The sequence below is a fragment of the Sphingobacterium sp. ML3W genome (genome assembly GCF_000747525.1).
Taxonomy (GTDB): domain Bacteria; phylum Bacteroidota; class Bacteroidia; order Sphingobacteriales; family Sphingobacteriaceae; genus Sphingobacterium.
Genome location: NZ_CP009278.1, coordinates 892192 through 906534, shown reverse-complemented (window position 1 = coordinate 906534; position 14343 = coordinate 892192). Strand labels below are relative to the sequence as shown.

Genomic DNA, 14343 nt, shown 5'->3' with positions numbered 1-14343 from the left:
TTAATCCAATGTGATATCTAGACCTAAACCACGTAACTCATGTACCAATACGTTGAACGATTCTGGCACCGATGGAGTTGGTAAGTTGTTTCCTTTTACGATAGCCTCGTAAGTTTTAGCACGACCAACAACATCATCAGACTTAACAGTTAAGATTTCTTGCAAGATATTAGATGCACCAAATGCCTCTAATGCCCAAACCTCCATCTCACCGAAACGCTGACCCCCGAATTGGGCTTTACCACCCAATGGTTGTTGAGTAATCAATGAGTATGGTCCGATAGAACGAGCGTGCATTTTATCATCAACCATGTGACCTAATTTTAACATATAAATCACACCAACTGTAGTTGGTTGGTCAAAACGATCACCCGTTAAACCATTATAAAGGTAAGTTCTACCTGAAGCTGGTAAACCTGCTTTAGCTACCCAGTCTTCTACCTCTTCTTTTTCTGCACCATCAAAAATAGGAGTTGCAAATTTAACACCTAATTTTTGACCAGCCCAACCCAAAACAGTTTCGTAAATCTGTCCTAAGTTCATACGAGAAGGTACACCCAATGGGTTTAACACGATATCTACTGGTGTTCCGTCATCTAAGAAAGGCATATCTTCATCACGTACAATACGTGCAACAATACCTTTATTACCGTGACGACCAGCCATCTTATCCCCTACTTTCAATTTACGTTTCTTCGCTACGTAAACTTTAGCCATTTGAACAATACCCGATGGCAATTCATCACCGACAGAAATAGCGAATTTATCACGTTTAAAACTACCCAACTCTTCGTTTAACTTGATGTTATAGAAGTGCAAAGAAGCTTTAATCATTTCATTCTTATCTTCGTCTGTTGTCCAACCTGTTGGGTTGATATTATTATAGTCTAGTTCAGCTAAGATTTTTTGCGTAAACTTAGCACCTTTTGCTACTAATAATTCTTTATAAACATTATAGATGCCTTGAGCAGTTTTACCATTTACAATCGTAAACAACTTCTCTATTAGGCGCTCTTTCAAAATCTTAACAGCTCTATCGTGTGCTATTTCCAATTTATCTAATGTCTTACGTTCAACTTCTTTAGACATCTTTTTAGCACGTGCAAATAACTTCGTATCGATAACTACACCTTTCAATGAAGGAGAAGCTTTCAATGAAGCATCTTTCACGTCGCCAGCTTTGTCACCAAAGATTGCACGTAACAACTTTTCTTCTGGAGAAGGATCAGATTCACCTTTTGGCGTAATTTTACCAATCAAGATATCACCACCATTCACTTCAGCACCAATACGGATGATTCCGTTTTCGTCCAAGTCTTTAGTCGCTTCTTCCGAAACGTTAGGGATATCTGCTGTTAACTCCTCTTCACCACGTTTTGTATCACGAACTTCAAGTTCAAACTCTTCGATATGAAGAGAAGTAAACCAATCTTCTTTTGCTACACGCTCAGAAATTACGATCGCATCCTCAAAATTATATCCTTGCCAAGGCATGAATGCAACTTTCAAGTTACGTCCTAAAGCTAATTCACCATTTTCAGTTGCATAACCCTCACACAATACTTGACCTTTAGTCACGCGTTGACCTTTACCTACGATAGGTTTTAAGTTCATACACGTATTCTGGTTGGTTTTCTTGAATTTAATCAATCTATAAGTCATGACATCATCATCAAATGACACTAAACGGTCATCATCAGTACGGTCATAACGAATTTTGATTTCATCCGCATCTACGTACTCAACCACACCATTACCCTCAGCATTAATTAATGTACGAGAATCTTTCGCGACACGGCCTTCTAGACCAGTACCCACGATAGGTGCTTGTGGACGTAAAATAGGAACAGCTTGACGCTGCATGTTTGATCCCATCAATGCACGGTTGGCATCATCATGCTCCAAGAAAGGAATTAATGAAGCCGCAATAGATGTAATTTGATTAGGAGCAACATCCATATAATCCAAACGCGTAGGTTCGATTACCGGGAAATCACCAAAATATCTCGCTTTTACTTTAGCATCGATAAAATTACCATTATCATCATATTGTGCATTTGCTTGACCGATTGTTTTCTCATCTTCGTCCTCTGCAGATAAATAATGAACAGGTTCTTCAACCACAACACGACCATCTTCAACACGACGGTATGGCGTTTCGATAAAACCTAAATTATTAATCTTAGCGTGAACAGCTAATGATGAAATCAAACCAATATTTGGTCCCTCAGGAGTTTCGATAGTACACAAACGACCGTAGTGCGTATAGTGAACGTCACGAACCTCGAAACCTGCACGCTCACGAGAAAGACCACCTGGACCTAAAGCTGAAAGACGACGCTTGTGCGTAATTTCTGCTAAAGGATTCGTCTGGTCCATGAACTGCGATAACTGGTTAGTACCAAAGAAAGAATTAATAACAGACGATAACGTACGTGCATTAATTAAATCTGTAGGTGTAAACACCTCATTATCACGAATGTTCATACGCTCACGAATTGTACGTGCCATACGAGAAAGACCTACTCCAAATTGTGCGTATAATTGCTCACCTACTGTACGTACACGACGGTTAGATAAGTGGTCAATATCATCGACTTCAGCTTTAGAGTTGATTAAGTTAATCAAATACTTCACGATAGCGATGATATCTTCACGAGTCAATACCTTCGTTTCATCTGGCGTATTTAATTTCAATTTACGGTTAATGCGGTAACGACCAACATCCCCCAAATCGTAACGTTTGTCCGAGAAGAATAAACGATCGATGATACCACGAGCAGTTTCCTCATCAGGTGGTTCAGCGTTACGCAATTGACGATAGATATGCTCTACCGCTTCTTTCTCAGAGTTCGACGTATCTTTTTGTAATGTATTATATATAATCGAATAGTCAGCATTGTTAGACGCATCTTCTTTCGCTAGAATAATAGATTTAACTCCAGCATCGATGATCATGTCAATGTGATCTTCTTCTAAAACAGTCTCACGTTCAAGGATGATTTCATTACGATCGATGGATACTACTTCACCCGTATCTTCATCAACGAAATCTTCAATCCATTTTTTTAATACCCTTGCCGCCAAACGACGACCAACGTATTTTTTAAGACCAGATTTACTAACTTTAACCTCATCAGCAAGATCGAATAATTCTAAGATATCCTTATCCGAGTCATAACCAATAGCACGTAATAAAGTAGTAACTGGGAATTTTTTCTTACGGTCGATATAAGCATACATGACGTTATTAACATCCGTTGCAAATTCAATCCAAGACCCTTTAAAAGGGATTACCCTTGCAGAATAAAGTTTAGTACCATTTGTGTGTCTACTTTGACCAAAGAAAACGCCAGGTGAACGGTGTAATTGAGATACGATCACGCGCTCCGCACCATTAATCACGAAAGTACCTTTCGGTGTCATATATGGGATAGTTCCCAAATATACGTCCTGTACAATAGTTTCGAAATCTTCGTGTTCTTCATCATTACATGATAACTTCAGCTTAGCCTTTAAAGGTACGCTATAAGTTAACCCACGTTCGATACATTCTTGAATATCATAGCGAGGAGGATCAATGAAATAATCCAAAAACTCGAGCACAAAAATGTTTCTTGAATCAGAAATAGGGAAGTTTTCCGAGAATACCTTGAACAGCCCTTCCTGATGGCGGTTGTCAGAAGTAGTTTCTAATTGAAAAAACTCCTTGAAAGATTGCAATTGCACATCTAAGAAATCTGGATATTCCAGAACTTTCCTGCTTGTCGCAAAATTTACTCTTTCTTGTTGAATATTATTGTTTGCCAAGGGGATATGAATTTTAGTTTTAAAAAAACTGAGCTTAACTATGCTGTTATTACTACATCTCGACTATGTTCAGCACACACATAGACTAGTAGTCAAATATCATAAATAGGAATAGACTCTAACGAAAATACGTCAGAGTCTAAACCTTTTAAGGGCTTGTTAGCTAAGATTATTTAATCTCAACAACAGCTCCAGCTTCTTCTAATTGTTGTTTCAAAGCTTCTGCTTCGTCTTTAGAAACACCAGTTTTGATTTCTTTAGGAGCACCATCAACTAAATCTTTAGCTTCTTTCAAGCCTAATCCAGCTAAATCTTTTACTAATTTAACTACAGCTAATTTAGCACCACCAGCTTCTTTCAAGATAACATCGAAAGATGTTTTCTCTTCAGCAGCAGCAGCTTCAGCTGGAGCAGCAGCAACTGCAACAGCAGCAGCAGCAGGCTCGATACCGTACTCGTCTTTTAAGATATCAGCTAATTCTTTAACTTCTTTTACTGTTAAGTTTACTAACTGTTCAGCAAGTTGTTTTAAATCTGCCATTTTATTTTGAATTTTTGAATGTCGTTATGAAAAATTGTTATTAATAATAGTACGAATGTTTTATTTTAAAAGAGTATTCGTTAACCTCTTTGTTCTAAAGCTTTTACTAAACCTGAAATCGTATTTCCACCCGATTGAAGAGCTGAAATAACATTCTTAGCAGGAGATTCCAATGCAGCGATAACATCAGCAATGAGTTCATTTTTAGATTTAAGACTCACTAATGCTTTCAACTGATCATCACCTACAAATGCAGTTTCTTGGATATAAGCAGCTTTTAACAAAGGTTTAGCACCTTCTTTACGTAAAGCTTGGATTAATTTAGCTGGAGCATTTGCGATTTCAGAGAACATGATAGTTGACGCACCTTTCAATGCTCCTACTAATTCCTCTGACTCAATGCCAGCTTCGATTAATGCTTTTTTGATTAAAGTGTTCTTAACAGCTTTAATTTGAATATCACTTTCGAAACATTTGCGACGAATGCCATTCACTTTCTCCACCGATAAATCAGAAGTATCAGTAATATAGAAATTACCGAAGGATTTAATCTGCTCGGCCAAAGCTAGAACAATTTCTTGTTTTTCTTCTTTTCTCATGATTAAATACCCGCTACTGATTTAGTTTCAATATGAATACCAGGACTCATAGTTGAGGAAATGTGAATGCTTTTAAAGTATGTTCCTTTAGCTGCAGACGGTTTCAAACGAGAGATAGTTTGTAATACCTCTAATGCGTTTTCATAAATTTTGTCTGCATCGAACGACGCTTTACCAACTGAAGTATGGATGATACCAGTTTTATCAACTTTGAAATCAATCTTACCGCCTTTAACATCTGTTACTGCTTTACCTACATCTGTAGTTACAGTTCCAGTTTTAGGATTTGGCATTAAGTTTCTTGGACCTAAAATACGACCCAATTTACCTACTTTAGCCATCACACTAGGCATTGTAATAATGATATCAACGTCAGTCCAACCGCCTTCAATTTTACTGATATACTCATCTAAACCTACGAAATCAGCTCCTGCCGCTTTAGCTTCTTCTTCCTTATCAGGAGTACATAAAACTAAAACACGAACAGTTTTACCAGTTCCGTGAGGTAAAGTTGCAATACCACGAACCATTTGATTTGCTTTACGAGGATCTACGCCTAAACGAACGTCGATATCCACAGAAGCATCGAATTTGGTCAATGAGATTTCTTTAACTAAAGCCGCAGCTTCTTTTAAAGAGTATGCTTTACCAGCTTCAATTTTGGATAGTGCCGCTTTTTGATTTTTTGTTAATCTAGCCACTTTTCTTAAATTGATTTTAATTAATTGTTCCAAGGAGCATTACCGGCAACGGTAATCCCCATACTACGTGCTGTCCCAGCTACCATTCTCATAGCAGCATCTAAAGTGAACGCGTTTAAATCTACCATTTTATCTTTAGCGATAACTTCAACTTGTTCCCAAGTAACTGAAGCTACCTTTTTACGGTTAGGCTCACCTGAACCGCTTTTCAACCCTGCAGTTTCTTTCAATTGAATAGCAACTGGTGGAGTTTTAATGATAAAATCAAAAGATTTATCGGCGTAAACTGTAATGACAACAGGTAATACTTTTCCTGGTTTGTCTTGCGTACGAGCATTGAACTGTTTACAGAAATCCATAATGTTCACACCTTTAGCACCTAATGCAGGTCCTACCGGTGGTGATGGATTCGCAGCTCCGCCCTTAACTTGTAATTTTACTAACGCACTGACTTCTTTTGCCATCTTGTTTTGAATTAAATTATTAAATGTTTGTTAGTAAGTTGGAAGCAAATAACGTAACATTTATTATTTCACTTGGCTATTAACTTGCGTTTAACCACCAAATGAGGTGCAAAGATATATAGAATTAAATCTAAATGCAAATTTTATTTAACATAAAAAGAGCAAAGTTGAACTTCGCTCTTTTTATTATTCTTTTTCTACTTGCATGTAGTTTAATTCCAATGGTGTTTTTCTTCCGAAAACTTTCACCATTACGATTAATTTTTTCTTGTCTTCGTGAACTTCTTCAATCTCACCTGTGAAACCATTAAACGGACCATCATTCACCTTCACAGTCTCACCAACGTAATATGGTACATTAATTGTCTCACCTTGCTCAGCCATCTCATCTACTTTACCTAGAATACGATTAACCTCTGCTTGGCGTAATGGAATAGCATTACCTGCTTTATCCCCTAAAAATCCAATAACACTATTAACTCCTTTAATGATGTGTTCCAACTCACCATCTAAAGCAACCTCTATTAAAACGTACCCAGGATAATAGTTACGCTCTTTAGCCACTTTCTTCCCATCACGCATCAAATAGTACTTCTCCATCGGAATCAACACTTGAGTAACCAAATGCTCAATTCCTAAACGGCTAACTTCGGCATCAATATATTGCTTTACCTTCTTCTCCTTACCACTCACTGCACGAACTACGTACCATTTTAAACTTTGATCTGCCATAAATAATGTTTGATGAAATTAAGAAGCAATACCGTACAACAACTCTAATACGTTACTTGAAGCTTTATCCATTACAAAAACCAATAATGCTATTATAACAGAAGCAACAAGTACAATTACAGCGGAGTTTTGCAACTGAGCCCAAGTAGGCCAAGTAACCTTCTCTGTAATCTCGACATAAGAGTCTTTAAAAAAATCCAGTACTTTTGCCATTTTCAGTTTATTTATTAAGCACGGGAACAAGGATTCGAACCCTGATCAAAGGTTTTGGAGACCTCTATTCTACCGTTGAACTATTCCCGTGTATTTCTTATTTTGATGATGCAAATATAGTGTTTTAAACTATTCCCTGCAAATATTTTTACTCTTTTTTTATTGTTTTTTAATCAATATTCCGGATGGAAAAAATAAGCTAATCAGTATGAACTGATTAGCTTATTATATAGTGTTTTAAAATCTTTTCAGATTATAAAATTTCAGTTACCTGACCAGCACCTACAGTTCTACCACCTTCACGGATAGCGAAACGTAGACCTTTTTCCATTGCGATAGCAGAGATCAATTTAACAGTGATCGTAACGTTATCACCTGGCATTACCATCTCAGTACCTTCAGCTAAAGTGATTTCACCTGTAACATCTGTTGTACGGAAATAGAATTGAGGACGGTATTTGTTAAAGAATGGTGTGTGACGACCACCTTCAGCTTTTGATAAAACGTAAACCTCAGCTTTGAAATAATCGTGAGGAGTTACTGTACCTGGTTTAACGATAACCATACCACGTTTGATATCAGTTTTCTCAATACCACGTAATAATAAACCTACGTTATCACCAGCTTCACCGTAATCCAAGATTTTACGGAACATCTCAACACCTGTTACTGTAGATTTCAAACCTTCAGCAGCACCCATACCTAAAATCTCAACTGGATCTCCAGAGTTGATTACACCTCTTTCAATACGACCTGTAGCAACAGTACCACGACCTGTGATCGAGAATACATCCTCTACTGGCATTAAGAAAGGTAATTCAGTTAAACGTGGAGGAATTGGAATGTAGTTATCAACAGCATCCATTAATTCCATAATTTTAGCAACCCACTCAGGCTCTCCGTTAAGGGCACCTAAAGCAGAACCTTTGATTACTGGAACATCATCTCCTGGATAATCGTAGAATGATAACAATTCACGAATTTCCATTTCAACTAAATCTAATAATTCTTCATCATCTACTAAGTCAGTTTTGTTTAAGAAAACAACAATTGCAGGAATACCTACTTGACGACCTAATAAGATGTGCTCACGCGTTTGAGGCATTGGACCATCAGTAGCAGCAACTACAATGATAGCACCATCCATTTGAGCAGCACCAGTAACCATGTTTTTCACGTAATCCGCGTGACCTGGACAGTCAACGTGTGCATAGTGACGACTAGCTGTTGAATACTCAACGTGTGAAGTATTAATTGTGATACCACGTTCTTTTTCTTCAGGAGCAGAGTCAATTGAATCAAATGAACGAGCTTCTGATAAACCTGCATCTGCTAATACTTTAGTAATAGCTGCAGTTGTAGTAGTTTTACCGTGGTCAACGTGACCGATTGTACCAATGTTTAAGTGTGGTTTACTACGGTCAAATTTCTCTTTTGCCATGTTTATGCGAATTAGTAATTATAAATATTTCTATACTTGTTATACAATGTTGTACGAGCCAAAGATGGGAATTGAACCCACGACCTCTTCCTTACCAAGGAAGCGCTCTACCCCTGAGCTACTTCGGCTTTAAAAAATCCTATTTACAGATTAATGCCCCCACCTTTAGATATAATATTATCAAAGAAGACAGAGACTAAAAATCAATACTTAAAAATTTGAGCGAAAGACGAGGTTCGAACTCGCGACCTATAGCTTGGAAGGCTATCGCTCTACCAACTGAGCTACTTTCGCTTTTTTGCGTTTTTCTTAGACTTTCGTCACCAACAGTACGCTAACTGCTTAGTGTGGGGGGAGAAGGATTCGAACCTTCGAAACCGAAGTAACGGATTTACAGTCCGTCCCATTTGACCGCTCTGGAACCCCCCCATAACTCTAAAGTTATGTTTGAGCCTCTTATCGGAATCGAACCAATGACCTACTGATTACAAGTCAGTTGCTCTACCAGCTGAGCTAAAGAGGCATCTTTATTTAAAAGCTTTCTTAATCTCTAAACGTTATTTCTTTTGTTTAGCGAGTGCAAATATCTATTTAATTTTTGATATGTGCAAGCTTTTTTTTATTTTTTTTCACTCTTAAAAGAACTATCAAACTTTCGGTCAGTAGCAGCGCTATTTCCCTGTTTGCTGATGCAAAGATATACACTAAACCCACATTACAAAAATATTTATTTAAAAAAAACTACACTTTTTCACAACCCCACTGATATGCAGATAAATAAAATTCACTTGAAATCTTGCGATTTATAATGTTGGCACAAAATTCGCTATTCCCGTTATTAAATAATTATTGATCGCAGAGGTGAGTTTGCTAAACCAAAGCCATCATATGTAACATTAAATAAATGTGGATGCATAAATTTGTTCTATATATGACGCAATAAAAATTGTAAATAAAACAAATTTATCTAAGTTTGGCCATGCAAAATCAAGATCATAAAAAGGTCATCAATATATTAGTTTCAGTACTACTCCTTGTTTTCATCACCGATACACAAACATTAAGAGCTCAAAACCCTGTCAAAAAAATTGTCAAAAAAGTCTTTTCCACAGAAAAAGATTCCACTCGATCTGGAGTTTTCATGATTTTGCCCGCTTTGGGTTATGCCCAGGAAACAGGTGTTGAATATGGCGTCGCCAGTAATTACAATTTTTATTTAAATAAAAAAGACAGCAGCATCAGGTCATCCAATATACTATTGATGGGAACCTATACTTCAAAAAAACAATCCAATATAAAATTACAAGCAGATCTTTGGACTACTAATAATGATTACCACATTATCTCTGAAATCCGATACCGCGATTGGCCTTCCAATTTCTATGGTATTGGCATGGATACCAAAAAGGCAGATGAAGATTTGATCAGTCAAAAATTATTTCGTGCTAAGATTGAAGTGGAAAAAAAGATTGCTCCTAAATACTATACGGGTATAAATTTACAATACGATTATTTTAAATTTAGGGACAAAGAAACCGACGGTATTTTCAACGAGGCTCCTTTACTGGGGAAAGCAGGCGGCCAACAACTGCTGGTGGGAATCTCACAATTATACGATAACCGAAACAATGTATCCTATACGACAAAAGGCTATTATGCACGCGCAAAATTGGCATATGCTCCAAAACTTTGGACTAAGGAGGATTTTGAAGGTGTAAATTTCGATGCCGATCTGCGTGTATTTTTTCCTTTGCATCAAAAAGTGACACTTGCTGGACAAGCAATCTATAGAAGTACGTTCGGTAAGACAGTACCTTATTATGCTTATCGTGACCTTGGCGGTGATATGATGATGAGAGGCTATTATATAGGTCGGTACAAGGATAAAAATTACTTGGCGTCACAAGCTGAGCTTCGATACAGGTTTCATCCTCGATTTGCAATCGCGGGCTTTACAGGATTGGGATCCGTATTCTCAAAAGAATACCAAGCGAGGTTTGTTCCCTCATATGGTGGTGGACTACGCTATTTCTTTAGCTTAGAGCATAGCAGTAATATTCGTCTCGAATATGCATATGGTGAACAACGTCCTGGCGAAAAAAGACAATCAGGCTTTTATTTATCACTAAGTGAAGCTTTTTAAATAGATTATAGTTATTTCAATGATCACCTTTATATGGAGGTGATCACTTTATTTTCTAAGCGGTCGCTTCTCCCCTTAAAAACGAATCAGAAAATTTTCTTTTCTTTGCCCTTTTCTAAAAAACACCAAACCCAGGTGAAAAAGGTCAATCGTTACGACAACATTTTGAGCTCTTTTTAAAAATTCCCAATGCTTTTCCCTGTTCTCAGATAGATGTGGTTCTTCTATAATCAGGATATCATGTTCAGCAACGTCTGCCAATATTTCTGAATAATCTGCATCAGTATTGATATAATGAATAGTTCTCTTAGACGAGGCATGGCTATGACGTTCAAATAATTGCACAAGATCATGCTGCATTGATTTGTCCGCTATTTTGAATTCCTCAAATGCAAATGCTTTCAACAAGCGTTCCAAGAACAAAAATTTTTTCACAGCCTTCTTCCCTCCCCTTTTATACACTAAAGGAACAGCTTCGACCGCAATTGAGCTGGGTCTCTGATAAAGGACCTCATCCACCAATCGATATACAAAAGGTGAATGCGTACCATGCCGACTATGGGAAACTAAATAATGGCGTAAGTATTTTAAATAATAATGCATTTCGGGTACAAATGTACATAGAGTGCTACAATTTCCAACCAAGTAGGTACCAAATTATAGATTAACATAGCTATTACAAAGTACTTACTTAGGATTAGTAGGGGGTTAATAGGGGTATACCCCTATTAACCCCCTACTAACCCCCTGTTAACCCCATATTAGTACCCTCTTAATTACAGTTTTGGTAATAAGCCAATCCCTATAGAATAGGGATTTAATTTTCATTGTAAACATGTAACATGAAGCATCTGAAATTTGGTAAGTTAAAAGAAGAGTAGGTGCATTTTTAGGAACAGCTATTTTTCACATGGAACATCCCTCAAACAAGTGAAAGAAAGAAAGAATCTTTATGCAATGACTATTAAAGATACTATTGATTGGAGGTATACCTAAGCAATGTTTTGATAATGATTTAAAATTGCAGAATAAAAACACTTCCTTTTCCCTCTTCACTAGTCACAAAGATCGTCCCTTTATGGAGTAGCATAATTTGCTTGCTCAGGGTCAACCCAACTCCTGTCCCAGTCTTCTTCGTGGTAAAGAAGGGCGTAAAAATCTGTTCCTGTAAATCAGCAGGAATACCAATGCCATTATCTTCGATTCTCACCTGTATTTTACCGTCTACCTCAACCGCAGATAGACTGATATAAGCATCGTCTTTTGTTTTGACAGCATCTATGGCATTTAACATCAAATTGATGATAACCTGTTCGATCAGATTAACATCAGCATGCAGCACCAATCTGGTATTTTTAAGAATGATATCAACATCTACATTTTTCTGAATAATCGTGGGCTCCAATAATTGATAGATATGCTCAAAGAGCTGGGCCACAGAGATCGGTATCAGCAGCGGTTCATCCACTTTATTGATCATCCGATAACTTTTTGCAAAGTGCAATAGCCCTTGGCTCCTTCTTTGGATTGTAGAGATACCAACTTTTAAATCCTCAATATCTTCCTGACCCCTGAAATGATCCAGTCTACCATTTAAAGTTTCTGCCAATGAACTGATTGGAGCAATAGAATTCATGATTTCATGCGTCAACACTCTAAGGAGCTTATGCCATGCTTTCGTTTCCGTTTCATCCATGGCTTCATTGATATTTTGATAAACTACAATTCGAAATACCGCTTCTTGCGTTTCAAAACTAGAGCTTTGAATGAGTAGCTTTATTTTTCCTTTACTCGATTGCACGGACTCCATCTGTTGCTCCCCTACCTTCAGACGCATCGTTTTTTCATAAAGCTCCGCATGTTTTTTTTTCAAAGCAGCAATATTCCCTAAATGTGGCATATGGAAAAACTGCTTAAAAGCGTCGTTGACCCACATGACTTTACCATTGTCCAATTGATAAAAGATAATGGCCGAATTCAACATATTGATTACCCGATCCAGATACTGATGTTGAATTTCTTTTTCAATGCTGATTTCTTTGTAAGTACTGTTGATTTGATTAAAAGCAGTAAAAAGCTGTCCTTGTTCCGTTTTAGGATTTTTAACAACAAATCTTCGTGTAAAATCATGGTATTTAACCGCTTCGGCAAACTCAACCAACTGTTTGGATAGGAAATGGAACTGCTGATAGAAGCGGTAAGCCAAAACAAGAAGAAGCATAAAAGTTAGAAAAGCATATAGATGCATGCCTAATATCAAAAGATAGGCTGTTGCCACAGATCCTAACAGCAAAAAGAGTAATTTAAAGAAAATCAACAATCGATTACCCATTATTAAATATCATACTTTTCCAATCTCCGATATAAAGCAGCTCGCGTTAAGCCCAATTCTTTGGCAGCCTTGCTAATGTTTCCATTAAACCGTTCGATGGCTGCTTTAATCGCTTTCCGTTCCAATTCTTCCAAATTGCTACCAGAAATTGACACATCGAGAGGTTTTTCTTCAGGTAATTGTTCAATTGGGGAGAAAAAGATATCATTCCCAGTGATACTCACCTCATCAGCCATGATGACTGCACGTTCTATACTATATTGTAACTCGCGCACATTACCAGGGAAATGGTAAGCAAAAAGCTTTTTCAATGCATCGGATTCAAAACCATCAATACGCTTATTATATTTCTTAGCATAGAGTCCTAAAAAATATTCTGCCAATAGTTGAACATCCTGTCCCCTTTGTCGTAAGGGTGGCACTTGAATTTCAACAGTATTGATCCGATAAATCAAATCTTTTCGGAATCTATTTTCATCTGCGAGCACTTTTAGAGTGGCATTTGTAGCGGTAATCAACCGAATATCAACAGGTATCATCTGATGTGACCCTAACGGAGTTACATACCGATTTTGGAGAACCGTCAAAAGTTTAGCCTGTTGCTGTAGCGATATGTTACCAATTTCATCCAGAAACAAGGTGCCACCATGAGCCGCTTCAAAACGACCTTGGCGATCTTCGCGAGCATCTGTAAAAGCGCCTTTTTTGTAACCAAACAGTTCACTTTCAAATAAACTTTCAGTCAACGATCCTACATCTACTTTAACATAGACTTCATGTGAACGGAGCGATCGTTTTTGAATAGCCTGAGCGATTAAATCCTTCCCTGTTCCGTTCTCTCCTAAAATAAGAATATTAGCGTCAGTAGGTGCTATTTTCTCCAATTTATATTGGAGCTCATCCATAATAACAGATTGTCCAATAATATCTGGGGCACCATTTCCACTTAAAAAATCATTTTTTAATTTTTTTTCCTGGTTTTTATTCTCAGATAAAGTACTCGATATGGTCGTTAATAGCTGTTCATTTACCCATGGTTTCACGACAAAATCAGAAGCTCCCTGTTTGAGTGATTTAACAGCGAGATCCACTGCTCCATAAGCTGTGATCATAATGACCCGAATAGCTGGGTATTTTTCTTTTATTCGAGACAGCCAAAATAAACCCTCATTACCGGTATTGATTGTACTTTTAAAATTCATGTCCAACAATACCAGATCATAGGCCATTTTATCTAGGTGTCCTATCAGATTTTCTGGATTAGGTTCCACCTGGACATGCCCTACTTTCGGTTTGAGTAGTATCCTTACGGCTGTTAATAAATCTTGATCGTCATCAACGACCAATATAGCTGCTTTTTTCATTTA

At 37.3% G+C, this 14343-nt stretch carries 12 protein-coding genes and 5 tRNA genes; 1 reads left to right on the top strand and 16 read right to left on the bottom strand.

Annotated features, from left to right (window positions below; translation table 11 throughout):
- From rpoB to KO02_RS04005, 13 genes are all read right to left on the bottom strand, one after another.
- On the bottom strand, nucleotides 1-3810 hold the full coding sequence (gene rpoB, locus KO02_RS04065) for a DNA-directed RNA polymerase subunit beta (RefSeq protein WP_038696061.1): 3810 nt from the start codon (nucleotides 3808-3810) through the stop codon (nucleotides 1-3).
- 169 nt (nucleotides 3811-3979) lie between these two features.
- Nucleotides 3980-4351: a 50S ribosomal protein L7/L12 gene (rplL, locus tag KO02_RS04060; protein WP_038696059.1), complete on the bottom strand. Its 372-nt coding sequence runs from the start codon at nucleotides 4349-4351 to the stop codon at nucleotides 3980-3982.
- A gap of 80 nt (nucleotides 4352-4431) precedes the next feature.
- Nucleotides 4432-4950, bottom strand: coding sequence for a 50S ribosomal protein L10 (gene rplJ, locus KO02_RS04055; protein WP_038696057.1), 519 nt, complete (start codon nucleotides 4948-4950; stop codon nucleotides 4432-4434).
- 2 nt (nucleotides 4951-4952) lie between these two features.
- Nucleotides 4953-5651: a 50S ribosomal protein L1 gene (gene rplA, locus KO02_RS04050; protein ID WP_038702107.1), complete on the bottom strand. Its 699-nt coding sequence runs from the start codon at nucleotides 5649-5651 to the stop codon at nucleotides 4953-4955.
- Nucleotides 5652-5671: 20 nt separating this feature from the next.
- The gene (gene rplK, locus KO02_RS04045) at nucleotides 5672-6115 is read right to left on the bottom strand and encodes a 50S ribosomal protein L11 (RefSeq protein ID WP_021191050.1); all 444 of its coding nucleotides are present in this window, start codon (nucleotides 6113-6115) and stop codon (nucleotides 5672-5674) included.
- Between the two features lie 186 nt (nucleotides 6116-6301).
- Complete coding sequence (nusG, locus tag KO02_RS04040; protein WP_038696055.1) at nucleotides 6302-6847, bottom strand: transcription termination/antitermination protein NusG; 546 nt, start codon at nucleotides 6845-6847, stop codon at nucleotides 6302-6304.
- A gap of 18 nt (nucleotides 6848-6865) precedes the next feature.
- On the bottom strand, nucleotides 6866-7060 hold the full coding sequence (gene secE / locus KO02_RS04035) for a preprotein translocase subunit SecE (protein WP_038702104.1): 195 nt from the start codon (nucleotides 7058-7060) through the stop codon (nucleotides 6866-6868).
- A gap of 19 nt (nucleotides 7061-7079) precedes the next feature.
- A tRNA-Trp gene (locus tag KO02_RS04030) sits at nucleotides 7080-7150 on the bottom strand.
- Between the two features lie 163 nt (nucleotides 7151-7313).
- Complete coding sequence (gene tuf, locus KO02_RS04025) at nucleotides 7314-8501, bottom strand: elongation factor Tu (protein WP_038696053.1); 1188 nt, start codon at nucleotides 8499-8501, stop codon at nucleotides 7314-7316.
- Between the two features lie 56 nt (nucleotides 8502-8557).
- Nucleotides 8558-8629, bottom strand: a tRNA-Thr gene (locus KO02_RS04020).
- Nucleotides 8630-8722: 93 nt separating this feature from the next.
- Nucleotides 8723-8795, bottom strand: a tRNA-Gly gene (locus tag KO02_RS04015).
- Between the two features lie 54 nt (nucleotides 8796-8849).
- Nucleotides 8850-8930 (bottom strand) — tRNA-Tyr (locus tag KO02_RS04010).
- Nucleotides 8931-8951: 21 nt separating this feature from the next.
- Nucleotides 8952-9024: transfer RNA gene (locus KO02_RS04005), tRNA-Thr, on the bottom strand.
- Nucleotides 9025-9480: 456 nt separating this feature from the next.
- Here KO02_RS04005 and KO02_RS04000 point away from each other — a divergent pair.
- The gene (locus tag KO02_RS04000; RefSeq protein ID WP_038696052.1) at nucleotides 9481-10644 is read left to right on the top strand and encodes a BamA/TamA family outer membrane protein; all 1164 of its coding nucleotides are present in this window, start codon (nucleotides 9481-9483) and stop codon (nucleotides 10642-10644) included.
- Nucleotides 10645-10719: 75 nt separating this feature from the next.
- Here the strand turns inward: KO02_RS04000 and KO02_RS03995 are convergent, their stop codons facing one another.
- From KO02_RS03995 to KO02_RS03985, 3 genes are all read right to left on the bottom strand, one after another.
- On the bottom strand, nucleotides 10720-11247 hold the full coding sequence (locus KO02_RS03995; protein WP_038696050.1) for a hypothetical protein: 528 nt from the start codon (nucleotides 11245-11247) through the stop codon (nucleotides 10720-10722).
- A 412-nt stretch (nucleotides 11248-11659) separates the two neighbouring features.
- Nucleotides 11660-12976: a sensor histidine kinase gene (locus tag KO02_RS03990; RefSeq protein WP_038696048.1), complete on the bottom strand. Its 1317-nt coding sequence runs from the start codon at nucleotides 12974-12976 to the stop codon at nucleotides 11660-11662.
- Nucleotides 12977-12978: 2 nt separating this feature from the next.
- Nucleotides 12979-14340, bottom strand: coding sequence for a sigma-54-dependent transcriptional regulator (locus tag KO02_RS03985; RefSeq protein ID WP_038696046.1), 1362 nt, complete (start codon nucleotides 14338-14340; stop codon nucleotides 12979-12981).
- Between the last annotated feature and the right edge of the window lie 3 nt (nucleotides 14341-14343).

What these genes read in the sequence shown, in the direction of transcription:
- KO02_RS03985 (WP_038696046.1), bottom strand. Translation starts at nt 14,340, where the DNA reads ATGAAAAAAGCAGCTATATTGGTCGTTGATGACGATCAAGATTTATTA.
- rplL (WP_038696059.1), bottom strand. Translation starts at nt 4,351, where the DNA reads ATGGCAGATTTAAAACAACTTGCTGAACAGTTAGTAAACTTAACAGTA.
- nusG (WP_038696055.1), bottom strand. Translation starts at nt 6,847, where the DNA reads ATGGCAGATCAAAGTTTAAAATGGTACGTAGTTCGTGCAGTGAGTGGT.
- rplK (WP_021191050.1), bottom strand. Translation starts at nt 6,115, where the DNA reads ATGGCAAAAGAAGTCAGTGCGTTAGTAAAATTACAAGTTAAGGGCGGA.
- KO02_RS03995 (WP_038696050.1), bottom strand. Translation starts at nt 11,247, where the DNA reads ATGCATTATTATTTAAAATACTTACGCCATTATTTAGTTTCCCATAGT.
- tuf (WP_038696053.1), bottom strand. Translation starts at nt 8,501, where the DNA reads ATGGCAAAAGAGAAATTTGACCGTAGTAAACCACACTTAAACATTGGT.
- secE (WP_038702104.1), bottom strand. Translation starts at nt 7,060, where the DNA reads ATGGCAAAAGTACTGGATTTTTTTAAAGACTCTTATGTCGAGATTACA.
- rplJ (WP_038696057.1), bottom strand. Translation starts at nt 4,950, where the DNA reads ATGAGAAAAGAAGAAAAACAAGAAATTGTTCTAGCTTTGGCCGAGCAG.
- KO02_RS04000 (WP_038696052.1), top strand. Translation starts at nt 9,481, where the DNA reads ATGCAAAATCAAGATCATAAAAAGGTCATCAATATATTAGTTTCAGTA.
- KO02_RS03990 (WP_038696048.1), bottom strand. Translation starts at nt 12,976, where the DNA reads ATGGGTAATCGATTGTTGATTTTCTTTAAATTACTCTTTTTGCTGTTA.